At 65.0% G+C, this 25,400-nt stretch carries 20 protein-coding genes; 7 read left to right on the top strand and 13 right to left on the bottom strand.

From position 1 onward, the window contains the following. Nucleotides 1–26 precede the first annotated feature (26 nt). Nucleotides 27–692: a DapH/DapD/GlmU-related protein gene (locus B3H47_RS15280; RefSeq protein WP_286987908.1), complete on the top strand. Its 666-nt coding sequence runs from the start codon at nucleotides 27–29 to the stop codon at nucleotides 690–692. Between the two features lie 21 nt (nucleotides 693–713). Here the strand turns inward: B3H47_RS15280 and B3H47_RS15275 are convergent, their stop codons facing one another. The 3 genes from B3H47_RS15275 to trhA all read right to left on the bottom strand — a co-directional run bounded on the left by B3H47_RS15275 (nucleotide 714) and on the right by trhA (nucleotide 5,754). Next, nucleotides 714–3,056, bottom strand: a complete 2,343-nt coding sequence (locus tag B3H47_RS15275) for a putative bifunctional diguanylate cyclase/phosphodiesterase (protein ID WP_286987902.1) — start codon at nucleotides 3,054–3,056, stop codon at nucleotides 714–716. A 234-nt stretch (nucleotides 3,057–3,290) separates the two neighbouring features. Further along, on the bottom strand, nucleotides 3,291–4,976 hold the full coding sequence (locus B3H47_RS15270; protein WP_013105182.1) for an electron transfer flavoprotein-ubiquinone oxidoreductase: 1,686 nt from the start codon (nucleotides 4,974–4,976) through the stop codon (nucleotides 3,291–3,293). A gap of 91 nt (nucleotides 4,977–5,067) precedes the next feature. Next, nucleotides 5,068–5,754 carry a PAQR family membrane homeostasis protein TrhA gene (trhA, locus tag B3H47_RS15265; RefSeq protein WP_286987901.1) on the bottom strand — a complete coding sequence of 229 codons (687 nt, stop codon included), beginning with the start codon at nucleotides 5,752–5,754 and terminating at the stop codon, nucleotides 5,068–5,070. Nucleotides 5,755–5,909: 155 nt separating this feature from the next. Between trhA and B3H47_RS15260 the strand changes: the two genes are divergently transcribed. Then, nucleotides 5,910–7,151, top strand: a complete 1,242-nt coding sequence (locus B3H47_RS15260; RefSeq protein ID WP_414718247.1) for an MFS transporter — start codon at nucleotides 5,910–5,912, stop codon at nucleotides 7,149–7,151. 166 nt (nucleotides 7,152–7,317) lie between these two features. Continuing rightward, on the top strand, nucleotides 7,318–7,734 hold the full coding sequence (locus tag B3H47_RS15255; RefSeq protein ID WP_286987900.1) for a hypothetical protein: 417 nt from the start codon (nucleotides 7,318–7,320) through the stop codon (nucleotides 7,732–7,734). A 45-nt stretch (nucleotides 7,735–7,779) separates the two neighbouring features. Here B3H47_RS15255 and B3H47_RS15250 read toward each other — a convergent pair whose 3' ends face one another. The 3 genes from B3H47_RS15250 to B3H47_RS15240 all read right to left on the bottom strand — a co-directional run bounded on the left by B3H47_RS15250 (nucleotide 7,780) and on the right by B3H47_RS15240 (nucleotide 11,111). Then, on the bottom strand, nucleotides 7,780–8,376 hold the full coding sequence (locus tag B3H47_RS15250) for a Tll0287-like domain-containing protein (protein WP_276709745.1): 597 nt from the start codon (nucleotides 8,374–8,376) through the stop codon (nucleotides 7,780–7,782). Between the two features lie 183 nt (nucleotides 8,377–8,559). Then, the gene (locus B3H47_RS15245) at nucleotides 8,560–9,339 is read right to left on the bottom strand and encodes a 2OG-Fe dioxygenase family protein (protein ID WP_414718248.1); all 780 of its coding nucleotides are present in this window, start codon (nucleotides 9,337–9,339) and stop codon (nucleotides 8,560–8,562) included. A 2-nt stretch (nucleotides 9,340–9,341) separates the two neighbouring features. Continuing rightward, the gene (locus B3H47_RS15240) at nucleotides 9,342–11,111 is read right to left on the bottom strand and encodes a glutamine--tRNA ligase/YqeY domain fusion protein (RefSeq protein ID WP_286987897.1); all 1,770 of its coding nucleotides are present in this window, start codon (nucleotides 11,109–11,111) and stop codon (nucleotides 9,342–9,344) included. A 203-nt stretch (nucleotides 11,112–11,314) separates the two neighbouring features. On the opposite strand from B3H47_RS15240, the gene B3H47_RS15235 reads away from it, so the two are divergent. Further along, entirely contained in the window at nucleotides 11,315–11,707 is a 393-nt protein-coding gene (locus B3H47_RS15235; protein WP_286987896.1) for a glutelin, read from the top strand. 11 nt (nucleotides 11,708–11,718) lie between these two features. On the opposite strand, the gene B3H47_RS15230 is transcribed toward B3H47_RS15235, so the two are convergent. Then, complete coding sequence (locus B3H47_RS15230; protein ID WP_286987895.1) at nucleotides 11,719–13,245, bottom strand: helicase HerA-like C-terminal domain-containing protein; 1,527 nt, start codon at nucleotides 13,243–13,245, stop codon at nucleotides 11,719–11,721. Nucleotides 13,246–13,380: 135 nt separating this feature from the next. Here B3H47_RS15230 and B3H47_RS15225 point away from each other — a divergent pair, with 135 nt between their 5' ends. After that, nucleotides 13,381–14,103 carry a YebC/PmpR family DNA-binding transcriptional regulator gene (locus B3H47_RS15225; protein WP_013105173.1) on the top strand — a complete coding sequence of 241 codons (723 nt, stop codon included), beginning with the start codon at nucleotides 13,381–13,383 and terminating at the stop codon, nucleotides 14,101–14,103. A 15-nt stretch (nucleotides 14,104–14,118) separates the two neighbouring features. Then, a complete protein-coding gene (purD, locus tag B3H47_RS15220) occupies nucleotides 14,119–15,402 on the top strand; it encodes a phosphoribosylamine--glycine ligase (protein WP_286987894.1) in 1,284 nt (427 codons plus the stop codon). On the opposite strand, the gene B3H47_RS15215 is transcribed toward purD, so the two are convergent. From B3H47_RS15215 to B3H47_RS15195, 5 genes are all read right to left on the bottom strand, one after another. Further along, nucleotides 15,392–16,345, bottom strand: coding sequence for a 1-phosphofructokinase family hexose kinase (locus B3H47_RS15215; RefSeq protein ID WP_286987893.1), 954 nt, complete (start codon nucleotides 16,343–16,345; stop codon nucleotides 15,392–15,394). The two genes, purD and B3H47_RS15215, sit on opposite strands and share 11 nt — an antisense overlap. 23 nt (nucleotides 16,346–16,368) lie before the next feature. After that, the gene (locus B3H47_RS15210) at nucleotides 16,369–19,998 is read right to left on the bottom strand and encodes a hydantoinase B/oxoprolinase family protein (RefSeq protein ID WP_286987892.1); all 3,630 of its coding nucleotides are present in this window, start codon (nucleotides 19,996–19,998) and stop codon (nucleotides 16,369–16,371) included. A 9-nt stretch (nucleotides 19,999–20,007) separates the two neighbouring features. Continuing rightward, nucleotides 20,008–21,099: an iron-sulfur cluster carrier protein ApbC gene (gene apbC / locus B3H47_RS15205; RefSeq protein ID WP_286987891.1), complete on the bottom strand. Its 1,092-nt coding sequence runs from the start codon at nucleotides 21,097–21,099 to the stop codon at nucleotides 20,008–20,010. A gap of 421 nt (nucleotides 21,100–21,520) precedes the next feature. Further along, nucleotides 21,521–22,573 (bottom strand): 4-hydroxythreonine-4-phosphate dehydrogenase PdxA, encoded by a 1,053-nt coding sequence (pdxA, locus tag B3H47_RS15200; RefSeq protein WP_286987890.1) that lies wholly within the window; start codon nucleotides 22,571–22,573, stop codon nucleotides 21,521–21,523. Then, a complete protein-coding gene (locus tag B3H47_RS15195) occupies nucleotides 22,542–23,285 on the bottom strand; it encodes a Nif3-like dinuclear metal center hexameric protein (protein ID WP_286987889.1) in 744 nt (247 codons plus the stop codon). The genes pdxA and B3H47_RS15195 overlap by 32 nt, the downstream gene beginning before the upstream one ends. Nucleotides 23,286–23,348: 63 nt before the next feature. Between B3H47_RS15195 and B3H47_RS15190 the strand changes: the two genes are divergently transcribed. Continuing rightward, on the top strand, nucleotides 23,349–24,530 hold the full coding sequence (locus B3H47_RS15190; protein ID WP_286987888.1) for a S1C family serine protease: 1,182 nt from the start codon (nucleotides 23,349–23,351) through the stop codon (nucleotides 24,528–24,530). A 25-nt stretch (nucleotides 24,531–24,555) separates the two neighbouring features. On the opposite strand, the gene tatC is transcribed toward B3H47_RS15190, so the two are convergent. Then, the gene (gene tatC, locus B3H47_RS15185; RefSeq protein WP_013105164.1) at nucleotides 24,556–25,359 is read right to left on the bottom strand and encodes a twin-arginine translocase subunit TatC; all 804 of its coding nucleotides are present in this window, start codon (nucleotides 25,357–25,359) and stop codon (nucleotides 24,556–24,558) included. Between the last annotated feature and the right edge of the window lie 41 nt (nucleotides 25,360–25,400).

The raw sequence follows: 25,400 nt of genomic DNA, 5'->3' as shown, positions 1-25,400 counted from the left end.
TCCACGATGGGCTGAAATACGCATCCATGCAACGCATCAACTGCGGCACACACACCGATCCCTGGTCTTCAGGAAGACCCCTCAGCCGCTCGCCGGAAATCGATCCCGCCTCCTGGGTGCGAGGCTCCGATTTTGGCGACTACACCTATCTTGGCCCGCGCTGCAGCGTGATCGACAGCACGCTGGGCGATTTCAGTTATGCCATGGGAGACAACCAGATTTCCCATGCGCACATCGGCAAGTTCTGCAACATTGCCACGGGCGTGCGCATCAATCCGGGCAACCACCCCACCTGGCGCGCGGCACAGCACCACTTCACTTATCGCAGCGCCTCGCATGGATTCGATGCCGCAGACGATGTCGCGTTTTTTGAATGGCGCAAGCAGCATGCGGTGCATATCGGGGCGGATGTCTGGATCGGTCACAACGCCACCGTGATGCCCGGCGTCACCATTGGCGATGGGGCAGCCATCGGCAGCGGCGCAGTCGTTACCCACGATGTGCCGCCCTATGCGATTGTGGTCGGTGTGCCTGCCCGCGTGTTGCGTACCCGCTGCGACCCGGAGATTGCTCAGACCCTGCGCCGCATCGCGTGGTGGGACTGGGGCCACGCGCAGCTCAATGCCGCCCTGCCCGATTTCCGCTCCCTCGATCTGGCTGCTTTCGCGGCGAAGTACGCCCCTGCCGACTGACTGCGCGGTCGGCGTGCTGGACTACGCCTCGATCTCCGGCCGTCCCCAGTAGTAGCCCTGTCCCCAGTCCACACCGATGCGGCGCATGACTTCGGCGGTGGCCTCGTCTTCGATGCCTTCGGCGATGGTCAGGATGCCCAGCTCGTGCGCCATGCTGTTGATCGAGCGCACCATGGCCTGCGCCCGCGCGCTGTGCGCGGCTTCGCGCACCAACTCGGCCTCGATCTTGAGGTAGCTCACCGGCAGCTTGAGCACATAGAGATACGACGAGTAGCCGCTGCCGAAATCGTCCACCGCGAGCTGGAAACCAAAATCGATCAGCGGCTGCACCAGTTGGCGCACCGCTTCGGCATCTCCGATGAGTTGGCGTTCGGTGATCTCGATGACCATGGGCTTGGCCTTGCCGGTCATATCCACCGCGCAAGTGCTGCAGAAATGCTGCGCCCGGTCGAGCAGTTGTTGCACATCTTCCGGTCGACTGAGGAAGTCGGCAGAGCAGTTGATCATGTACTTCATCGGCGTGCCGGTCTGCTCCATGCGCTGGCTGCAGCGCGCCATGACCTGCTTGGACACACGCGAATCGATGCGGTGCTCCAGGCGCAGACGGTTGGCTACGTCGATGAACTGCCCGGCCGCAATCACATCGCCGTTTTCCGCAACCAGCCGCGCGAGGGCTTCAAACCCCATGATCTGCCCGTCGGCCAGGGATACCAGCGGCTGATAGGCCACGCGGATGCGGTCGTCCTCGATGGCGCGCTTGAGGGTGAAGCCCTGCAGATAGTCCTGCGCCGACTTGCCCTCGAACTGCTTGACCCGGTTGCGCCCGCCGGCCTTGGCGTTGTAGAGCGCGGAGTCGCACTGCCCCAGCAGTTCGGCGGAGGTGAGCGGGCCGCCGGGCTCCCAAGCGGATACGCCGAAACTCGCCGTCAGCCGCAATTCCGCGCCGCCCACGGACATGCGGGTATGCGAGATCAGCTCGCGCAGCTTCTCCGCCGTGGCGTGCGCGGTCTCGAGCGACGAATCGGGCAGCAGCACCAGAAATTCCTCGCCGCCCCAGCGCGCCACCTGGTCTTCCTTGCGCACCCTGGTTTGCAGCAGGTGCGCGACCTGCTGCAGCACGGCGTCGCCCGCGGCGTGGCCGAAGCCGTCGTTGATCAGCTTGAAGTGATCGAGGTCGAACAGCACCAGCGCGTAGCCGATGCCATGGTCTCTAGCGCGATCATGGGCGCGCTGCAGGTATTCACCCATGCCGCGGCGGTTGAGCAGCCCGGTGAGGCTGTCCTGATTGGCCAGGCGGTACATGATTTCGGACCGATCGCGCAGTTGCGCGCTGTCGCGCTCGGCCTGTTTGCGCACCAGCCGATAGGCCAGCGTGAGCCCCGCCAACCACAGCGCCAGAATGGTCAGCGCAGGCCAGTAGGCGCGCCAGAAATCACGCCAGATCAAAGCGCGCGGCACGGTCATGTTCACCAGCACGTCGTAGTGCGGCAGGCGCACCCAGGCGCCCAGGCGGGGAATGTCGTCCGAGTCCACCCGGCCGCTGAACACGCCGGAGGTGGCGCCATCCGGCGCATGCCGCGCGGCACGGGCCAGTTCTCCCTGCCGCTTGGCGCTGTAAAAGCGCGGCAAATCGTCCGTCTTGGGCGCGGGCCAGCGCGCGAGCAGGTAGCCATCTGCGCGCATCAGCGCGATCGACATGCCCGGCATGGCATATTCCGCAGCCGCCACGGAACGCCGCCAGCGTTCGAGAAAGTCATTGAGCTCCACGGGCACCGCAATCAGCAACTGCGGCTGCCCCGCGGCGTTTTTCACGATCAGGCGCAGAGGAATCACCCAGCGATGCAGCATGGGGCCATACACCGCCTTGCCCACCTCCAGGCCCCCTGTGCGCCCTGCCTGCTCGATGCCCGGCCAGATGTCGGGCATGTTGCGGAAATTGGGCAAGTGCCTCTGTCCGGGCAGGGTCGTGGCAAACATCTGGCCATCGGCCATGGACAGATTGATCGACAAGGCCTGATCCGGCCCGAGCAGGGCGCGATAGCGCTGCAACAACGTCTGGAGCTGATCAGGTGCGGCCAGCAATTCAGGACGCGTCAGCAGATCGTTGCCCAGCGCGGACATGACCGATTCATAGCGATCGAGATAGGCCGAGGTGGCGTCCGCGAGAAACGCCGTTTCCACCCGTAGAGTGCTGCGCAGCGTGTCGTCCTGCCGCTGCCAGTTGATCCAGGCCAGCCAGGCCGCGAAAACCAAGGTGAGCCCGACCAGACCCCAATAGCCGCGACGCAGTCGGCGCGGCATGGCCGCGGCGCCTTGCGGCGCAAGCGTCTGGGCGGGGGAAAACAGCGGGGTGGAACCAGGCATGCAGCAAAAAATCTCGTACCGGCATCCCGCACGATACTGTGCGATCTGCGCCGGTTTTTTAAGTTGGGCGCAGTGTAAATGCGCCTTGTCTGAAGAGCCCGTCGATTACTTCACACTTTGGCGGCCACCCCCGCGAACGCGCGTGATCCCGCGCGTGATCCCTCTGGCCGCTGCGCCCTGCGTCGGCAGATCGAGCCCGGGTGCACCTGTAGCGATCTGCAGCGTTGACAGGCCCTACATGCCCACGTAGTTCGGCCCGCCCCCGCCTTCGGGCGCAACCCAGACGATGTTCTGCGTCGGGTCTTTGATGTCGCAGGTCTTGCAGTGCACGCAGTTCTGCGCGTTGATCTGCAATTTGTCGCAGCCGTCCGGGCCCTTGACGAATTCGTACACCCCGGCCGGACAGTAGCGGGTCTCCGGCCCAGCATAGGTCTTGAGGTTGACTTGCACCGGCACCGACACGTCCTTGAGAGTCAGATGGGGCGGCTGATTCTCCTCGTGATTGGTGTTGCTCAAATAGACCGAACTCAGCCTGTCGAAAGTGAGCACGCCGTCGGGCTTCGGATAGTCGATGCGCGGGCAGTCGGCGGCCGGTTTGAGCATGGCGTGGTCGGGCACATGGTGATGCACCGTCCACGGCGGCGACTTGATGCCGATGCGCGGCAGAAACCAGCGCTCGATGCCGGTCATCAGCGTGCCCACCAGTCGGCCCTTCTTGAACCACTGCTTGAAGTTGCGCGCGGTCTTGAGTTCGGCGTGCAGCCACGACTGCTCGAACGCCGCGGGATAGGCGCTGAGTTCGTCTTGCGCGCGCCCTGCAGCCAGCGCATCGGCGATGGCCTGCGCCGCAAGCATGCCGGTCTTGATCGCCGCATGACTGCCCTTGATGCGCGATGCGTTGAGAAACCCCGCTTCGCACCCCACCAGACAGCCGCCGGGAAACACCAGCTTGGGCAAGCTCAGCAGCCCGCCGGCCGTGATGGCACGCGCGCCGTAGCCCAGACGCTTGGCGCCGTCGAACAAACCGCGAATTGCCGGATGGGTCTTGAGCTGCTGAAATTCCTCGAACGGACTCATCCACGGATTGGTGTAATCCAGCCCGACCACGAAGCCGATCGCCACCTTGCGGTCTTCGAGGTGGTAGAGAAACCCGCCGCCGTAAGTCTTGGGATCGAGCGGCCAGCCCGCGGTGTGCAGCACCAGCCCAGGCTGGTGTTTGTCGGCAGCCACTTCCCAGAGCTCCTTGATGCCAATGCCGTAGCTTTGCGGATCGCGCCCGGCGTCGAGCTTGAAATGCGCGATCAACTCGCGGCCCAGCTGACCGCGCGAGCCTTCGGCGAACACCGTGTACTTGGCGCGCAGTTCCATGCCCAGCGCGAAATGATCGGTCGGCTCGCCGTCCCTGCCCAGCCCCTGGTTGCCTGTGGCCACGCCGCAAACACGGCCCTGCTCGTCATAGAGCACCTCGGCCGCAGCGAAGCCGGGGAAAATCTCCACGCCCAACGCTTCAGCCTGCTGCGCCATCCAGCGCACCAGATTGCCCAGGCTGATGACGTAGTTGCCGTGGTTCTTGAAACAGTCGGGCAGAAAAGCCGCGGGCGCGGGCTTGGCGTTGGCGTCGCTCAGGAACAAAAACTGATCCGCCGTGACTGGCTGATTCAGCGGCGCGCCCATCGCCTTCCAGTCGGGGAACAGTTCGGTCAGCGCGCCGGGATCCATGATGGCCCCGGACAAAATGTGCGCCCCCGGCTCGGAACCTTTTTCCAGCACGCAGACCGAGATCTCGCGCCCGGCCTGCTGCGCCAACTGTTTGAGATGGATGGCCGTAGCCAGTCCGCCAGGGCCCGCCCCGACGACGACGACGTCGTAATCCATGGCCTCGCGCGGGCCGAATTTTTCCAAGAGTTGATGCGGGGTCATCGCGGTCTCCACGGTCAGGCTGTTTTGAGCAGCATTTTAGGCACGGCGCCACAAAAAAAGAACGGTCGTTCTATTTTATGACGACGGCATTTCAGACAGCGTAATAGAGCACCGCGAAAAAATGACAAACGGTCCCGGCGAGCACGAACAGGTGCCAGACGAAGTGCGCGTAGCGCCAGCGCTCGTCGAACACAAAAAACACCACCCCCAGGGTGTAAGACACGCCGCCCGCCACCAGCCAGAACAGCCCCATCGGCGCGATGCGCTCGGCTAGCGGCACGATGGCGATCAGCACCACCCAACCCATGCCCAGATAGAGTGCAGTGGACAGGTGCGGAAAGCGCACCCCGGCAAACGCCTTGAGCAGCAGCCCCATCGCCGCCAGCCCCCAGACCACGCCGAACAAGGTCCACCCCCATCCTCCGCGCAACACGCCCAGGGTGAACGGGGTGTAGGTGCCGGCGATCAGCAGGTAAATGGCGGCATGGTCGAGACGCTGAAACACCGCCTTGAGCCGCGGCTGCGGCAGAGCGTGATATAGGGTGGAGGCGAGATAGAGCAGGATGGCGCTGGCGCCGAAAATCGTCGCCCCCACCACGCTGGCCACCGGCTGGTGCTCAACCGCATGAACAATGAGCACGGGCAGCGCAGCAATGGACAGCAACAGCCCGAGCCCGTGGCTGATGCTGTTGGCGATCTCTTCGCCCAGACTCTGCGGTCGCAGAGCGGCGATGTCGGTTGCGCCCTCGGTTGCGCGTTCAGTTGCGATTTGTGCCATGCAGCAAATATTAAGCCGCTCCCTGAATTCGCGCACCCGACAGGCTCCTGGAAAATTCCCTGCCTGTGCAAATATCTCCCTGCCGCACTATCCTTGCTCTCACGCAAATTAAGGCTATTTTTGCGTTTTCCCGCACTCCCACAAAGATCCAGACCGTGAGTTCCACCCCCACCACCGCTGCACTCGCCCCGGCTGACAACGCCCCGGCGGAGCAGACCCGCTTTCGCATCCTCGGCGCGATCAGCTTTTCGCATTTCCTCAACGACATGATCCAGTCGTTGATTCTGGCGATCTATCCGTTGTTCAAAACCGATTTCCATCTGAATTTCGCCCAGATCGGTCTGATCACCCTCACCTATCAATTCACCGCCTCGCTGCTGCAGCCGCTGGTGGGCTACTACACCGACAAATATCCCAAGCCCTACTCGCTGGCGGTGGGCATGGGCTGCACCCTGGCCGGGCTGCTCACGCTGTCGGTGGCGCCGACCTTCCCCATCCTGCTGCTGGCCGCGGCCATGGTGGGCACCGGCTCCTCGATCTTCCACCCGGAGTCGTCGCGCGTGGCCCGCATGGCCTCGGGCGGACGCCACGGTCTGGCGCAGTCCATCTTCCAGGTGGGGGGCAATGCGGGCACCGCCACCGGGCCGCTGCTGGCCGCGTGGATCGTGCTGCCGCATGGGCAAAAGAGCGTGGCCTGGTTTTCGCTGGCCGCCCTGCTGGCCATCGTCGTGCTCATCGGCGTGGGTCGCTGGTACAGCCACCAGCACCGCCTGCCGAAGAAGGCCACCGCCATCAAGCATTCACCGGTTCCGCCGTATCTGGTACGCCGCACGCTGGCGGTGCTGCTGGCGCTAATCTTCTCCAAGTTCTTCTATTTGGCCAGCATCAACAGTTATCTCATTTTTTATCTGATGCACAAATTCCACGTCAGCACGGAAATTGGGCAGTACCACCTGTTTGTCTTCCTCGCCTCGGTCGCGGCGGGAACGCTGATGGGCGGCCCGATCGGCGACCGGGTCGGCCGCAAGGCGGTGATCTGGGTGTCCATCCTCGGCGTAGCGCCCTTCACCCTGATGCTGCCCTACGCCAGTCTGGAAATGTCGGCCGTGCTCAGCGCCATCATCGGCTTCATGCTGGCCTCGGCATTTCCGTCGATGGTGGTCTATGCGCAGGAGCTCATTCCCGGCAAGGTCGGCACCGTGGCCGGGCTGTTCTTCGGCTTGGCGTTTGGCCTGGGCGGTATCGGTGCAGCCGTGCTGGGTCAGTTGGCCGATATGTGGGGCATCGACGCGGTGTACAAAATCTGCTCCTTCCTGCCGCTTATCGGACTCTTGGCCGTGTTTCTACCCAATCTGCATCAACCCAAGGCAGTGCCGACCAAACCCGCAGCCGCCTGACGGCGTTTCGGTCAAACCCCGGGCCAAACCCCGCCCCGGCGGGGTTTTTTCATGGCCGCAGAAAAATGAAACGAGGCTGAAGGGCTGCCGCCCACGGGCGAACCCGGCCCGCCGGGCAAGGTCTATTTCAGGGCGTGTTCACGCAAGTCTTGAAAGGATCATCATCATGTCCATCGCGTATCAAGCCCTGCGCCGGGGCGCACTGATCGGCGCTTTAATGGGCGTGTCGGCGGCTGGCTTGCTCAGCCCCACTCTGAGCCAGGCTGCGGAGGTTCACCACGCCGGAGATATCTCTTACCTCTGCGGCGGCGTGGGCCAAGGCAGCCTGAAAGCGCTGCAGGCGCGAGCGCCCGAATTCAATCTCGGCTTCTGGATGGTGGAAGGGCCGCAAGGGGCCTATCTGGCTGATGTGCCGATCCACGTCATGCAGCACGGCAAGACCGTGGCCCAGTTCACCGCTGGCGGCCCTTTGTGCTATCTCAAAGCGCCTGCGGGTCGGTACACCATCGTCGGGCTGCACAAACAGCAGGAACGCAAAATCGAGATGCAGACCGGAAACAAAAACGCCTACCTGCGCTGGTGAGGCGCGGGCAGGCGTTGTGCCGTTGTGCCCTGCTTCTGCGGTTGATTACAGCGGGCGGCTGATGACTACGGCGCCGCGCAGCTGCCCCGGCGCGTAGCCAGTGGCCGCATCGTGCGGGTAGTCGGTCTTGAGTTTGTCGGCCACGCCGGGTGCGAGTTGCGCGGTGGTGCCGTGGCAAGCCAGGCATTGCGTCTGCAGCACGATGGCCTTGGCGTAATGCAGGGTGGGCTTGCCGTTCTCAGTCACCACTTCGCTCCATTCCAGGGTTTCGGGCTTGGCGCCCGATTTCAGATCGGCGTTCAGGTGGCCCAGCGCCTTGTGCTGCCAGACGTTGGGTGTGCCCATGTCGATATTGCGCACTCGGGTGCCCACGCGGGTGATCTTCCAACCGGTCTTGTCGGCCAGACCCATGGCAATTTCGGGGGCGATGGTTTTGCAAACCGTGATCGAACCCGCCGGGCCGTTTTCCTTCATGCTGGCCTGCAGCTTGCCGCTCAGGGTTTTGAGCAGCTCGCCGGTGACGGCGCGAGTGGCCTGCATCTGTTCGGGGCTTGCGGCCTGTTGCGCAAGAGCGGAAACCGGCGCGGCTGCAACGGCCAGCGCAGCCATCAAGGGTGGCAAGTGACGGGTCAAATGACGCATGAGCATCTCTCCAGAAAATCGCGTCCTGACGACTTGCCGGACACAATGGACAGATTATGTAACTAATTGTGTTTCAAGTCTGCTCTAGTTCGCGAGCTTGAGCTTCATATTGATTGAAATCAAACTCGCGACAGACGACCGTCTGATAGCGGCGACATGTCGCACTTTTTTGCAGTCCCAAACTCAGGTCTGCGGATCGAGGAAGCCCCCCGCGCGATAAGTCAGCACCAGGGTATCGCGCCAGCCACCTCTGGTTTCGCCTGCGGGCAGGACGGGGGTGCTCTCGTGAATCACGCGAGTGTCGTCCATCAGCAGCACGCTGCAGGGCTCGGCCAGGGTGAAGCGCACGCCGCGTTGCCCGGCGAGTTCGAACACCCGGGTTTCGCCACCGCGAATGTCGTGCCGCGAGATCAGCACCACGGCCACAAAATCCACGCCGTCGCGGTGCGCCCCTTCCGGCGTCGGGCGGCCCACACCTTCGCGGGTATCGATGCGGAACTGGTGCGCTTCGATGAACCATTGCGGCGCCGGGCGCACCTGTGCGAACAGCCGCCCCAGACCGAGCAGCAAGGGCTGCCAGAACACGGCCCGCTGCAGCTCGTCGGTCAAGGGTGCGAACCAGCGCAACATGCCGCCATGCAGCGCGTTGTAAGAGGTCGGCTGCCAATGCGCCCGGTGCGGCGCGGTCTGAAGCTCCGCCTGCCCTGCGGCCGGCTGCCGGGTCTGAATGAAGCTGCCATGACGCCGGAAGCGATAGTGCCCGCCGTCTTTGAGGTAATCGTCGGGCGGCAGGTCGTTCCACAAGCCGAGGGCCGGCGCACAGCTCGCCAGGTCATAACCTGCCATGGCGGCCAGATCGGCGGCGCCCAGCACACAAAAACCTTGCTGCTGCAAGCGCGCCAGCGCGCTGCTGCCCGCGGGCATGGGCGCGCCAAAACTCAGGGTGTCATCGGGCGCCTGCATCATCACATGCCCCAGCTGTCTCTGAGCGTCGTCGTGCGGTTGAACACCGGCTGCGCCGCGGAATGATCGACCCGGTCGGCGACAAAATAGCCGTGCCGCTCGAACTGGAACGAAGCCCCGGCAGGAGCTATGGCCAGCGCGGGCTCGATATAGGCCTGCACTGTTTGCTTGCTTTGCGGATTGAGCACAGCGAGAAAATCGCGGCCCCCCGCGTCGGGATGCGCCTCGGTGAACAGGCGGTCGAACAGCCGCACCTGCGCGGCCACGCCCAGACTGGCGCTCACCCAGGTAATCACGCCTTTGACCTTCACCGCGTCCGCCCCCGGCGTGCCGCTTTTGGTGTCGGGCAACAGTTCGGCCAGCACCTTGGTGACCCGCCCATCGGCATCTTTTTCACAGCCGGCGCAACGAATCACGTAGCCGTATTTCAGCCGCGCGAGGCCACCGGGCGTGAGGCGGTGATAGCCCTTGGGCGGAACCTCCATGAAGTCTTCACGCTCGATCCAGACCTGCGCGGTGAGGTCGAACTGCCGCCGTCCCATCTCGGGGTGGCCGGGATGGATAGGCGCGCTGCAGGGCTCGGCGTGCGCCGCGTTGCCGAACACCTCGGCCCAGTTGGTGAGTTCGAGCTTGAGGGGATCGAGCACAGCCATCGCACGCGGGGCGCGCGCATCGAGATCGTCGCGCAAAGCCTGTTCGAGCACGCTGTAGTCGATCCAGGAATCGGCCTTGCTCACGCCGATGCGATCGGTGAACAGGCGCAGGCTCTCAGGCGTGTAGCCGCGTCGGCGCAAGCCCACCAGCGTGGGCATGCGCGGGTCGTCCCAACCGTCCACGTGGCGCTCGGCCACGAGTTGCGCGAGCTTGCGCTTGCTCGTCACCACATAGGTGAGGTTGAGCCGAGCGAACTCGTACTGGTGCGGCCGTGGGCTGGCGACCAGGCCCAGCCGCACGAGATGATCGAGCAGCCAGTCGTAGAACGGCCGTTGATCCTCGAACTCCAGGGTGCACAGGCTGTGGCTGATGCATTCCATCGCGTCTTCGATCGGATGCGCGAAGGTGTACATCGGGTAAATGCACCAGGTGTCGCCCGTGCGGTGATGGTGCGCGAAGCGGATGCGGTAAATCGCCGGATCGCGCAGATTGATATTGGGCGCGGCCATGTCGATCTTTGCGCGCAACACCATGCTGCCTTCCGGGTGCTGGCCCGCGCGCATTTCCTCGAAACGCCGCAGGTTTTCCTCGGGCGTACGGTTGCGCCAGGGGCTGTCCACACCCGGCTCGGTGAGCGTGCCACGGTTGCGGCGCATGTCGTCGGCGTTCTGCTCATCCACGTAAGCCAGACCGTGTTCGATCAGCGCGCAGGCGCAACGGTACATGAAGTCGAAGTCGTCGCTGGCATAGAACAGATGCGAGACACCGCCCGCATTCCAGTCGAAGCCCAGCCAATGCACCGCATCGAGAATGGCATCGACGTATTCCTGGTCTTCTTTTTCGGGATTGGTGTCGTCGAAACGCAAATGGCAGACCCCGCCGAAATCCTGCGCCAGACCGAAGTTCAGGCAGATGCTCTTGGCGTGGCCGATGTGCAGATAGCCGTTGGGCTCGGGCGGAAAGCGGGTGCGGATGCGCGCCGGATCGAGCGGGCCCGCAGCATGTCCGGCAGCGTCGGCCGGATGACCGGCAAAGCGCCGGTTTGCATAAGTGCCTTGCGCCAGATCGCGCTCGATAATCTGACGCAGGAAGTTCGAAGGTTTGTCAACAGTTTCCATAGCCCCGCTATTTGAACAGGTCTGGAAAAGGCAGGACGCGGCTGTGTTGCAGTGCAAACAGGCTGCCCTGTCCTGCGCCGGGCTGAAAGCCAAAAATCTGCCCCGATTGATGCGCGGGAAAAAACTTCACACGCGCTGTCGGCAAGCCGGAATGGCTCTCGTTACTCAAGCACCAACCACAAGATGTTCAGGAGGTTTCCATCATGTTCCGTCACATCGTTCTGGCCCTTGCGGGCAGCGCCGCACTCATTGCCGCACCGGCGGCGCATGCTGACCGGGTGTTTTGGTCGGTCAACGTCGGCGTTCCCGGGGTGGTGACCAATTTTTCGAATGCTTACCCGGTGTATCAGGCGCCGCCGGTGGTGTATGCACCGCCGCCGCCCATGCCGCCGGTCTATTTCGCCCCACCTCCGCCCCCGCCGCGCCCGGTGTACTACGGCTATGGTCAGGTTTACACCCCAGTGGCAGTCGCGCCGCCCTACTACTACGACTACGGCGCTCCGGTGCGCCGCTGGGACCGCGATCATTGGCGGCATGACCGCGGACACGGCTGGGGCCATCGCGACCACGACCGCGGCGATTGGGATCGCCGCTGAGCGTAGAGTAATCAGCGGCGCTTGCTGCTCCCCAGCAGGCTGCCCAGCACGCCGCGGATGATTTCTCGGCCCACGGTACTGCCGATGCTGCGCGCAGCCGACTTGGCCAGGGTTTCGAGCATGGAATCCTTGCGGCCCGAACCTCTCGCCAGACCGCCCAGGCCCTGCCCCAGCGAATCGAGCAGACCGCCGCCTGAACCGGTTGGCGCTCCGTTTGGCGCTCCGGCAGTTGGCGCGGGCGCGGCGGCTTCTGGCGCGGTTTCCACACGACCTTTGAGCAGTTCGTAGGCCGATTCGCGGTCTACCGTTTTTTCATACACCCCCGCCACCAGCGAGCCCTGCATCAGCGCCTTGCGTTCCTCGGGGCTGATCGGCCCGATGCGGCTGCCGGGCGCCAGCATCCACACCCGCTCGGTCGGTGTGGGGCGACCCTTTTCATCGAGCCGCGACACCAGCGCCTCGCCCACCGCGAGTTCGGTGATGGCCTGGGCCACGTCCAGACCCGGGTTGGGACGCATGGTGTCGGCCGCGGTTTTCACCGCCTTCTGGTCACGCGGGGTAAACGCGCGCAGCGCGTGCTGGATGCGGTTGCCCAGCTGGCCGAGCACGGTGTCGGGAATGTCCAGCGGATTCTGCGAGACGAAGAACACGCCCACGCCCTTGGAGCGAATGAGCCGCACGACCTGCTCGATTTTTTCCAGCAGCGGCTTGGGCGCATCGTTGAACAGCAGATGCGCCTCGTCGAAAAAGAACACCAGCTTGGGCTGATCGGGGTCGCCAATTTCGGGCAGGCGCTCGAACAGCTCGGACAACAGCCACAGCAGAAAAGTCGCATACAGACGCGGTGCCTGATAGAGCTTGTCGGCGGCGAGGATGTTGACCATGCCGCGCCCATTGCCGTCGGTCTGCATCAGGTCGTCGATGTTGAGCATGGGTTCGCCGAAGAACTTATCGGCGCCCTGGGTTTCAAGCTGTAGCAACCCGCGCTGAATGGCCCCCACGCTGGCCGCGCTGATGTTGCCGTACTCGGTGGTGAAGCTCGCCGCGTTGTCGCCCACCTCCTGCAGCATGGCGCGCAGATCCTTCATGTCGAGCAGCAGCAGGCCGTTGTCGTCGGCGATTTTGAACACGAGGTTGAGCACGCCGGTCTGCGTCTCGTTGAGCTGCAGCAGCCGCGCCAGCAACAGCGGCCCCATGTCGGAAATGGTGGCGCGGATGGGATGGCCCTGTTCGCCGAACACGTCCCACAGCGTCACCGGGCTGGCGCCGAAAGTCGGCTCGGGCAGGCCGAGGGTCTTGAGCCGCTCAGCCAGTTTGGGGCTCAGACTGCCCGCTTGTGAAATTCCGGTCAGGTCGCCCTTCACATCGGCCATGAACACCGGCGTGCCGATGCGCGAGAACGCCTCGGCCAGCACTTGAAGACTCACGGTCTTTCCGGTGCCGGTAGCGCCGGTGATGAGGCCGTGGCGATTGGACAGGCGCGGCAACAAGTGGCATTGCACCTTGCCGTGCTGGGCGACGAGGATGGGGTCGGACATGGCGGTAGCCTGGGTGTGAAGGGGGTCGGGCGGGAATCGGGCGCACGGCGCGAAAGTAGAATTCGCAGTCTATCAACGCCCTCGCTGCATGCTGTCACCCTGCCGCAGGGCTTCCATCAGGAGCATCGCACCACCATGGCCGGACATTCCAAATGGGCCAATATCCAGCACCGCAAAGGCCGTCAGGACGAAAAACGCGGCAAGGTCTGGACCAAGATCATTCGTGAAATCTCGGCCGCGGCCCGTCTGGGCGGCGGCGACCCCAACGCCAATCCCCGCCTGCGCCTGGCGGTTGACAAGGCCAAGGCGGCGAATATGCCCGCCGATACGGTGAAGAAAAACATCGACAAGGCCACCGGCGCGCTCGAAGGCGTGCATTACGAAGAAATTCGCTACGAAGGCTATGGCGTGGGCGGCGCGGCGATCATCATCGACTGCCTGACCGACAACCGCGTGCGCACCGTGGCCGAAGTGCGCCATGCGCTGTCCAAGAACGGCGGCAATCTGGGCACCGAGGGCTCGGTGGCCTTCCAGTTCAGGCATTGCGGCCAGCTCGTGTTCGCGCCGGGCACTTCGGAAGACAAGGTGATGGAAGTGGCGCTGGAGGCTGGAGCGGACGACGTGATCACGGATGACGACGGCGCGATCGAAGTGCTCACTCCGCCGGCCCAGTTCGAGGCGGTGCGCGCCGCGCTCGAAGCCGCCGCGTTGCAGCCGGAACTCGCCGTCATCACCATGCGCGCCGACAACACGGTCGAGCTGGCGGGCGACGACGCCGAAAAGATGCAAAAACTCATCGACGCCCTGGAAGACCTCGACGATGTGCAAGAGGTCTATCACAACGCCGCCTTCGCCTAAACCACCGCATTCACCATGAAACTCCTCGTCATCGGCTCCGGCGGACGTGAACACGCCATCGCCTGGAAGCTGGCGCAGGCGCCGCGGGTACAGAAGGTCTATGTCTCTCCCGGCAACGGCGGCACCGCGCTCGACTCCCGGCTGGAGAACCTGCAGGTGGCCAACGCCGAAGAGCTGGCCGCGATCTGCGTGCGCGAAAAAATCGCCTACACCGTGGTCGGGCCCGAAGCGCCGCTGGCCGCTGGCATCGTCGATGGCTTTCGTGCCCGCGGCCTGAAAATTTTCGGTCCGACCCGCGCCGCCGCCCAGCTCGAAAGCTCCAAAGCCTTCTCCAAGGACTTCATGGCGCGGCACCACATTCCTACCGCCGCCTATGCCACTTTTGAAGATGCTGCGGCAGCCCATGCCTATGTGGACGAGCACGGCGCGCCCATCGTCGTCAAGGCCGATGGCCTGGCCGCGGGCAAGGGCGTGGTGGTGGCGCAGACGGCCGACGAAGCCCATGCCGCCATCGACGACATGCTGCAGGCCAACCGCTACGGCGTGCAGCACAACGCGGGCCGCGCACGCGTGGTCATCGAAGAGTTTTTGCAGGGCGAGGAAGCCAGTTTCATCGTCATGGTCGACGGCCTGCATGTGCTCGCGCTGGCCTCCAGCCAGGATCACAAACGCCTGCTCGATGGCGACAACGGCCCCAACACCGGCGGCATGGGCGCTTATTCACCAGCGCCCGTGGTCACGCCCGAAGTGCACGCCCGGGTGATGCGCGAAATCATCCTGCCCACCGTCAAGGGCATGGCGGCCGACGGCATTCCGTTCACCGGCTTTCTCTATGCCGGGCTGATGATCGACGCCCAGGGCCGCGCAAAGACGCTGGAATTCAACTGCCGCATGGGCGACCCGGAAACCCAGCCCATCATGGCCCGCCTCAAAAGCGATCTTTCGGTGGTGTTCGAGAAGGCCATCGCCGGGCAGCTCGATCAGGTGGAACTGGAGTGGGACCGCCGCACCGCCCTGGGCGTGGTGCTCGCCGCACATGGCTACCCTGAAAACCCGCGCAAGGGCGACGCCATCACCGGCATTCCGCCCGAGACCGCCGACTGCATCACCTTCCATGCCGGTACCACGCTCGACGCGCAGGGCGTGCTGCGCACCTCAGGCGGCCGGGTGCTGGCCGTCACCGCGCTGGGCGATTCACCGCGCATCGCGCAGCAACGGGCGTACGAGGCCATCCACACGATTCACTTCGACGGCATGCAATGCCGCCGCGACATCGGCTGGCGGGCCATCAAGCGATAAGCTGAACTTTGACCTGCGCCTGCAAGCCGGGCAAAGCGGCCGGATCGAACAATTCGGTGCCCGGCTGCTGAGAAGTGCCGCTGCCGCAGGCCAAGGCGAGACGCAGGGCATCGGCGGGGGTTGCATGGCGTGAGAGGGCGGCGACCAAACCGCCGACCATCGAATCGCCCGCGCCGACGGTGGACACCACCGCCACCTCGGGCGCGAGGCCGATATAGGTCTCGGCGCCCACCAGCACCGCGCCTTCGCCGCCCAGAGAGACACAGACCCACTCCACGCCATGCGCGTGCAGCACGCGGGCCTCGCGGATGACCTCATCCCGCGTGGGCAGCGGTCGGCCGACGAGCTGTTCGAGTTCGAAGCGATTGGGCTTGATGAGAAAGGGCCGGGCGGCCACGGCCTGCGCCAGCGCCTCGCCCTGCGCGTCTACCACGGGCTTTGCGCCTTGGGCGCGCAGGGCGGCGCACAACTCGGCGTAGTAGCCGGGCGGAACGCCAGGAGAACGCGAGCCGGTGAGCACAGCGTAGCCATTGCGGGCGAGTTCGAGCACTTCGGCGCTGATGCGGTCCAGTGTCGCGGCGTCGATCACCGGTCCGGTGGCGCTGACCTCGAACTGGGCACGCGGCTGGCGCTGCTGCAAGGTGGTGTTGATACGGGTTTCGCCGTCGATGCGCACCAGATGAGGATGGTCGATCTGCCCGGAGGTCAGTCGCTCGAACAGCATGCCGATTTCGCCCGCCACGGTGGCGCAAGCCCATGCCGGAATGCGCAGCCGCTTGAGCGCGCGCGCCACGTTGATACCGTTGCCGCCGGGATCAAGCCGCGTGGCGGTGGCGTGGACTTTCTGGTCTTCGATCAGTTGCGGGATGTCGTAGCTCACGTCCACGCAGGGGTTGAGCGTGAGAGTAACGATGGGCGGCATGTCGGCTTGAACGGGGGTCATGCGGTTTCCTCTTTGCGATGCCCTCAACCATAACCGCCGCCGCCGGGCGTTTGGATGACGAACACATCTCCCGGCTGCATTTCTGCGCTGGCGCAAGCGGGCAGCGGCTCGATGCGGCCGTCCGCACGCTCGATCTGGTTGACGCCCACGGCGCCAGGGGCGCCGCCCGCCATGCCGAAGGCGGGCACGCGGCGGCCATTGGAGAGAATGCCCGCGGTCATCGGCTCTAAAAAGCGGATGCGCCGCACCCCGCCGTCGCCGCCGCGCCAGCGCCCGGCGCCGCCCGAACCGGAGCGGATGGCGAAGCTCTCCAGCCGGACGGGATAGCGCCATTCCAGCACTTCGGGATCGGTCAGGCGGGAGTTGGTCATATGGGTCTGCACCACGGAAGCCCCGTCGAAGCCGCCGGTCTGCTGGCCCTGGGCATCGAACACGCCTCCCGCGCCGGAGCCGCCCGCGAGGGTCTCGTAATACTGATGCTGCGCGTTGCCGAAGGTGAAGTTGTTCATGGTGCACTGGCTCGCGGCCTGCACGCCCAGTGCGCCGAACAGCGCGTTGGTCACGCACATGCTGACCTCCACATTGCCCGCCACCACAGCGGCGGGCGCGCGCGGCGCCAGCATCGAGCCCTCGGGCACGATGAGATGCAGGGGCTTGAGGCAACCGGCGTTGAGCGGAATGTCGTCGTCCACCAGGCAGCGAAACACGTACAGCACCGCCGCCACGGTAACGGCCTTGGGCGCGTTGAAGTTGTCGGGCTGTTGCGGCGAGGTGCCGGTGAAGTCGATCTCGGCTTCGCGCCGCTCGCGGTTGACGCGGATGCTCACGCAGATGCGTGCGCCGCTATCGAGCTCCAGGCTGAACGCGCCGTCGTGCAGCGCGCCGATCACCCGGCGCACCGCGGCCTCGGCGTTGTCCTGCACATGCTGCATATAGGCGCGCACCACGTTCAGACCATAGTCGGCCACGAGTTTGCGCAATTCGTGCGCGCCGGTCTGGTTGGCCGCGATCTGCGCCTTGAGGTCGGCCAGGTTCTGCTGCGGGTTGCGCGCTGGCCAGCGTCCGCCAGACAGCAGCTCCAGCACCTCGGCTTCGCGCAGGCGGCCTGCGTCCACCAGCTTGAAGTTGTCGATCACCACGCCTTCTTCCAGAATGCTGCACGAGAACGGCGGCATGGAGCCCGGCGTGATGCCGCCGATGTCGGCATGGTGGCCGCGCGAACCCACAAAGAACAGCACCTCGCGCCCTGCGGCGTCGAACACCGGCGTGACCACGGTGACATCAGGCAGATGCGTGCCGCCGTGATAGGGATCGTTGAGCATGAACACATCGCCGGGCCGCATGGCGGCGCGGTTTTCGCGAATGACCGTCTGGATGCTCTCGCCCATCGACCCGAGATGCACCGGCACATGCGGCGCATTGGCGATGAGCTGGCCCTGCGCGTCGAACAGCGCGCAAGAGAAGTCGAGCCGCTCCTTGATGTTGACCGACACGGCGGTGTTTTGCAGTTGCACCCCCATCTGCTCGGCGATGTGCATGAACTGGTTGTTGAACAGCTCCAGCCGCACCGGGTTGACCGCAGTGTCGTCATCGCGCGCGCGGGTCTGGGTGGCCTGCCGGTGCAATTCCACATGACCGGCCGCGGTGATGCGGGCGCGCCAGGCGGGGGCAACGAACACCGTGGTATGGGCATCTGCGAGCAACGCGGGGCCATCGACATGCTGGCCCGGCTGGCACTCGGGGCGCCGCACCAGCACGGTGTCTTGCCAGCGGCCGCCAATGAACACGGGTAGCCGGGCGTGCGGCGGCATGACGCCCGTCACTTCCGTCTGCAGCGCCTCGTGGTGCAGTGGTGCGCCGCCTCCAGCGGCCTCCACCGACAACGCCTCGACCACCAGGCCGCGTTCGGGCATGTGGTGGGCATAGCGCTGCAGATAGATGCGCTCGAATTCGGCCCGCATCGCCCCCGCATCGGCCAGCGCCACCGGCAGCGCGCTATCGCTGCCCGCATAGCGCAACAGCACGCTGACCCGCAGACGGATGCTGCCCGCGTCCACGCCCTGCGCTTGCAGCTCTTGCCGCGCCTGCGCCGCCAGCGTGTCGCGCAAAGCGTGCAGGCGCGGCAGCAGGTCGTCGTGCAGCGGCGCTTCCACACTGCGCTGCTGCATGGCGGTCTGCTCGGCCAGCCCCATGCCGTAGGCGGAGAGCACTCCGGCGAAGCGATGGATGAACACCCGCTCCATGCCCAGCGCATCGGCCACGCTGCAGGCGTGCTGCGCCCCGGCGCCGCCAAAACATTGCAGGGTGTAGGGCGCCACGTCATAGCCGCGCGCCAGCGAAATACGCTTGATCGCCCCGGCCATGGCCTGCACCGCAACGGCCAGATAGCCCTCGGCCACATCCTCCGGGGTTTGTTGCTGGCCGGTGTCGCGGGCGATGCGCGCGGCCAGTTCGGTAAAGCGCTCGCGCACCCCGTCGGCGTCCAGCAGGGCGTCGGCCTGCGGTCCGAACACAGATGGAAAGTGCTCGGGGCGAATGCGGCCGAGCATCACATTCGCATCGGTGATGGTCAGCGGCCCACCGCGACGATAGCTGGCCGGGCCAGGGTTGGCGCCAGCCGAGTCGGGCCCCACGCGCAGACGCGCGCCATCGAAATGCAGAATGGAACTGCCCCCGGCCGCCACGGTATGAATATGCAACATCGGCGCGCGCACCCGCACCCCGGCCACCTGGGTATCGAACACCCGCTCGAACTCGCCCGCGTAATGCGACACGTCGGTCGAGGTGCCCCCCATGTCGAAGCCGATGACCTTGGCATGACCCGCCTGCTGCGCCGTGCGCGCCATGCCGACGATGCCGCCTGCCGGGCCAGACAGAATCGCGTCCTTCCCATGAAAAGCGTGCGCCTCGGTCAGCCCGCCGCTGGACTGCATGAACAGCAGCCGCACCCCCGGCATCTCGGCGGCCACCTGATCGACATAGCGCCGCAGAATGGGCGAGAGATAGGCGTCGACCACCGTGGTGTCGCCCCGCGAGACAAACTTCATCAGCGGGCTGGTTTCATGCGAGGTACTCACCTGCGTGAAGCCGACCTCGCGAGCGATGCGCGCCGCCGCACGCTCATGCGTCGCCTCACGCCAGCCGTGCATGAACACAATCGCCGCCGCGCGCAGCCCGGCGTCAAAGGCATCTTGCAGATCGCGTCGCAAGGCCTCGGCATCGAGCGGCTGCAACAACGCGCCATCTGCGCCCACGCGCTCCTGCGCCTCGATCACCCGGCTGTAAAGCAGCTCGGGCAACACGATGCGGCGGTCAAATAGTCTGGGACGGTTTTGGTACGCAATGCGCAGCGCGTTGCGAAAGCCGCGCGTGCTCACCAGTACCAGCGGCTCGCCCTTGCGCTCCAGCAGCGCATTGGTCGCCACCGTCGTGCCCATGCGCACGCTCTCCACCTGCCCCGGCGTGATCAAAGCCCCCTGCTGCAACCCCAGCAGTTGGCGTATGCCCGCCACCGCCGCATCGCGGTACTGCTCCGGGTTTTCCGACAGCAGCTTGTGCGCCACCAACGCCCCGTCGGGCCGACGCGCAACGATGTCGGTGAACGTGCCGCCACGGTCGATCCAGAATTGCCAGCGATCGGACGGGGCAAGCATGGCAGAGGTTCAGCTGTTCTGCACGCTGATGGTCGGGAACTTGGCGGTGTAGTCGCGGCCTTGCCGCGCGACTTTCACTGCCACGGCGCGGGCGATGGATTTGTAGCTCTGGGCGATGGCGCCCTCCGGGTCGGCCACCACGGTGGGACGGCCGCTGTCGGCCTGTTCGCGGATGCGGATGTCCAGCGGCAGGCCGCCGAGATAATCCACCTTGAAATCAAGGCTCATCTTTTCGCCGCCGCCCGCGCCGAAGATGTGCTCGACATGACCGCAGTTGGAGCACACATGCATCGCCATGTTTTCGACGATGCCGAGAATGGGCACGCCCACTTTCTCGAACATCTTCAGGCCTTTGCGCGCATCGAGCAGAGCGATGTCTTGCGGAGTGGTAACGATGATGGCGCCGGTCAGCGGCACACGCTGGCTCAGGGTCAGTTGAATGTCGCCGGTGCCCGGAGGCATGTCCACGATGAGGTAGTCGAGGTCTTGCCACGCGGTCTGGCGCAGCAGTTGTTCGAGAGCCTGCGTGGCCATGGGGCCGCGCCAGATCATGGGGTTGTCGGCCTCAATCAGAAAGCCGATGGACATGATCTGCACGCCGTAGTTTTCCAGCGGCTCCATGTTCTGGCCGTCGCGGCTTTGCGGCTGGCCGGAAACGCCCATCATCATGGGCTGCGAAGGGCCGTAGATGTCGGCGTCAAGCAGGCCGACACGGGCGCCCTCCGCCGCTAGCGCTAGCGCAAGGTTGGCCGCGGTGGTGCTCTTACCCACCCCGCCTTTGCCCGAGGCCACCGCGATGATGTTCTTCACTTCCGGCAGGGGTTTGAGCCCGCGCTGCACCGCGTGCGACACCACCCGGCTGCGCACCGCCACCGAGACGTTCTGCACCCCCGGCACGGCGCGCAGCGCGGCGATGACTTGCTTTTGCAAATCGGCATGCAGGCTGCGCGCGGGGTAGCCGAGTTCAACTTCGAGCGACACGTCGCCGCCGTCCACGCGCAAGTTTTTGATGGCTTTTTCCGCGACCAGCGAAGCGCCGGTTTGCGGGTCTTGAAGGGTTTGCAGCGCGGCCTGAACCGCAGAATCGAGAGCTTGGGACATGGTCAAACTGATGGAGGGGTGCCGAGTTGTTCGTGCCGATGGAATTTTGACCCACCGTGCCGATTCAATTTTGACCCGGGGTCTGAGGGCGACTGCTGGGCAGCCGGATGGCAATAAGTCTACGGTTTTTGCTTAGAGTTGGCTTTTGGTGGGCGGGCTTGGATCCTTGAGGCAAGCTGCGTCGGGCGCGGCACAGAGCGTTGTGCTGGCGGAAATGCAACCGCCGGACCTTGCCAATCATGTCCATGGTGATCACTCCTGCCCCCGCGCCTAAAAAAGCAGCAGGGTAGGTGGAACACCCGGGTCAATTTTTCGCTCGGCCCAACAGGCTCCTTTCAAGCTGCCGCAGGGCAGCTTGAAGCCGCGGGCCTCATCCCCCTCTCGGGAGCCAGACGCGAACGCGGCAGGTCTGGGGGCGCTCTCAGTGCAGTACGGCAAGATCGCGGGCCATGCGAATGGCCGCAATCAGGCTGGAGGGGTCGGCTTGGTCGCGTCCGGCGATGTCGAACGCCGTACCGTGATCGGGGCTGGTCCGTACAAAGGGCAGCCCCAGCGTGACGTTTACGCCCTGCTCCACGCCGAGATACTTCACCGGAATCAGGCCCTGATCGTGATACATCGCCACCACGATGTCGAAGGCGCCCGGGTGCTCGGGCGGTGCGTGACGCGCGCGCATGAACACGGTATCAGGCGGGTAAGGCCCGCTGGCGGCAATGCCCTCGCTGCGCGCCTGAGCGATCGCCGGGGCGATGATCCGCTCTTCCTCGTCGCCGAACAGCCCGGACTCGCCCGCGTGCGGATTCAGTCCGGCAACGGCGATGCGCGGCTGCGCCAGCCCCCAGCCACGGGCAGCCTGATGGGCGATGCGCAAGGTCTGCAAAACGGCTTCGGTCGTCACCGCATCGATGGCTTGCCGCAAGGCCATGTGCACAGTCACCAGCACGGTCTTGAGTTGCTCGTTGGCCAGCATCATGCGCACGGGTACGCCGCCCGCCATGTGCTGCAGGATTTCGGTATGCCCGGGAAAGTTCACGCCCGCGGCATGCAGCGCCGCTTTGTGGATGGGCGCCGTCACCACGGCGGCTACCCGACCCGCAAGGGCGTCTTGGGCCGCGGCTTCGATGCACGCGTAGGCAGCCGCACCCGCGCGGGCGTCCACCTGCCCGATGACGAGATCGGCAGGCAGCGCGACGATGGGCAGCACGGGAATGACCCCGTGCGGAACCTCCTTCCACTCGGCCAGCTCGTCGAGTTCCACGATGGCCGGACGGCTGCTGTCGGGTGAAAACCGCAGGGTGCGCGCCGCACGGGCCAGCCAAGCCGCGTCGCCGTAAACCACGCACTCATTCGCCTCGCCTTGCGCAAAAGCCCGCACGAGGGTTTCGGGGCCGATGCCGCAGGGGTCGCCCATAGTCAGGGCGATCGGGCGGCTGGGCGTGGATTCAGGCGGGGTTGTCGAGGTCGATGAAGACATGGTCGAGTCCGTAGTGAGCGGCCAGATGGTCGCCGAGCGCACGAATGCCGTCGCGCTCGGTGGCATGGTGGCCGCAGGCCAGATAAGTGATGCCCATTTCACGCGCGAAATGCGCCGTGGGTTCGGAAATTTCGCCACTGACAAAGGTGCGTGCCCCCGCGGCCCAGGCGTCTTCGATCCAGTCCTGCGCGCCGCCGGTGCACCAGGCCAATGTCCCGACAGGCGCATCGGCCTCGCCCACCACCAGGGGCGTGCGCCCCAGATCGCGCGCAACGGCCTGCGCGAGTTGGCCGATGGTCGCTTGCGGCGCGCTGCCCAGACAGCCCAGTTGCTGTTTGCCGAAGCGGCCCTGTACCGACCAGCCCAGTCGCCGCGCCAGCATGACGTTGTTGCCGACTTCGCCATGCGCGTCGAGCGGCAGGTGATAGGCGAACAGGTTGAGATCGGCAGCGAGCAGCAGCCCCAGGCGTTTGCGCTTCTGGCGGATGATGCGTGGATCTTCTCCGCGCCAGAAATGGCCATGATGCACCAGCAGCGCATCGGCCCGCAGCGCGATGGCGCGCTCGATCAGCGCCAGGCTTGCCGTGACGCCGGTGACAATGCGCGCAATCTCTTCCCGACCCTCGACCTGCAGGCCGTTTGGGCAATAATCGGTAAAACGCGCGCAATCGAGATAAGTGTCGATTTCGCCCTGCAAATGGTCTCTGCGCATGGTGGCCTTGAAGCGTGATGACGCGCCGCCATGTGGGGAGACATCTCCTCACTCGGTCTCTGTATGCGACGCCTCTGGCTGCTATTTTCCCAGACTGTGACGATTGCGCTCGCCGCGCTGTTCGTCGTCTCCACTCTCAAGCCGGAATGGGTGCGTTTCGGCGCCCCGGTTTCCATGCTGGCGAGCGCGCCAGCTGTCGTCACCATTCAGGACGCCCCGGCCGCGCCTACCGCTGCGCCCGCCGCGGGAAGCTATAGCGCCGCGGCGCTCAAGGCCATGCCGGCCGTCGTCTCCATCACCACCTCGAAGGCTCCGCGCCGTCTGCCGGGCCGTGACCCTTGGCTGCGCCAGTTTCAGGGCAGCCGCCAGCCGACTGTCGGCCTCGGCTCGGGCGTGATCGTCAGCCCGGACGGCTACATCCTCACCAACAACCACGTCATCGAAGGCGCGGACCAGATCGAAGTCAAGCTGTCCGATGGACGCGAAGCCCGGGCCACCCTGGTCGGGCGCGATCCCGATACCGATCTCGCGGTGCTGCGCATCGGGCTGAACAAGCTACCGGTCATCACATTCGGCAGCGATGCCAACGCGCATGTGGGCGATGTGGTGCTGGCCATCGGCTATCCGTTCGGCGTGGGCCAGACGGTCACGCAGGGCATCATCAGCGCGCTGGGCCGCACCCAGCTGGGCATCAACACCTTCGAGAATTTCATCCAGACCGACGCCGCCATCAACCCCGGGAACTCCGGCGGAGCGCTGGTGGACGCCAACGGCAACCTCATCGGCATCAACACCGCCATCTTCTCGCGCAGCGGCGGCTCGCTGGGCATCGGCTTCGCCGTACCGGTCTCAACGGCGCGCAATGTCATGCAGCAACTCATCAGCACCGGACAGGTGGTTCGCGGCTGGATCGGCGTCGAACCTCAGGATGTGACCGATCAGCTCGCGCGCACCCTGAATCTGCCGCATCCGGAAGGCGTGGTGATCATCGGCGTGCTGCGCAAAGGCCCGGCTGACGAGGCGGGCGTGCGCCCCGGCGATGTGGTGCTCGATGTGGCGGGCAAGCCGGTGGTCAATACGGGCCAACTGCTCAATGCCGTGGCCGCGCTCAAACCCGGAAGCGAAGCCGCGATTAAGGTGCTGCGCGGCGGCAAGGCCACCACGCTGCAGGTCCGCATCGGCACCCGACCGCAGAACATCGGCCAGACGCCGCCCGCTGAAGACGGAGAAGGCGTGCTGCCCTGAGAGAAAAAAGAGATCTGCGCAGTGCTCAGGCTGCTGGCGACTGCGCGTCTTTCTCTTCGTCGGAAGGTGGCGCCGAGTACTTGACCAGATACTTCGCCGCGAGAATGCCGACCTCGAACAGCAGAATCATCGACAGCGCCAATGAAGTCTGCGACACTACATCCGGCGGCGTGACGATAGCCGCCACGATGAACGCCACCACGATGAAATAGCTGCGCCAGGATTTGAGCTGCTCAACCGTCACCAGCCCGAAGCGCACCAGCACCATGAGTACCACCGGCACCTCGAACGCGGTGCCGAACGCCATGAACATGGTCAGCATGAAACTCAAGTACGCCTCGATGTCCGGGGCGGCGGTGATCACTTTCGGGGCAAACCCCTGAATGAAGGTGAACAAGCGCCCGAACACGAAGAAGTAGCAAAACGCCACCCCCATATAAAACAACAGCGTGCTGCTGATGATCAGCGGCATGACCAACCGCTTTTCATGGGTGTAGAGACCGGGCGCAACAAAGGCCCAGACCTGATAGAGCACTGCAGGCAAGGCGATCATGAACGCCACCAGCAGCGTGACCTTGATGGGCACTACAAAAGGCGAGATCACGCCAATGGCGATCATCGTCGAGCCCTTGGGCAGATGCGCGATGAGCGGTTGGGACAGCAGGTCGAACAGACCCGAGGGGCCGGGGTAGATCGACAGCACAAGGAACACCACGCCGATGGCCGCAATGGCGCGGATGAGTCGATTGCGCAGCTCGATCAGATGCGAGATGAACGGCTGCTCGGCCTCAGGGCTGTCCGGTGTCACTGTTTTCTTGGGGTCAGACACAGGCGATGCACTCGTTTGCAAAGAGAGGATGGAACAGGCTG

Origin of the sequence: Thiomonas sp. UBA7699, from assembly GCF_002482605.1 — a bacterium.
Taxonomy (GTDB): Bacteria; Pseudomonadota; Gammaproteobacteria; order Burkholderiales; family Burkholderiaceae_C; genus Thiomonas; species Thiomonas arsenitoxydans.
The sequence above is the reverse complement of the archived record's forward strand: the minus strand, read 5'-3'. Positions and strand labels throughout refer to the sequence as shown.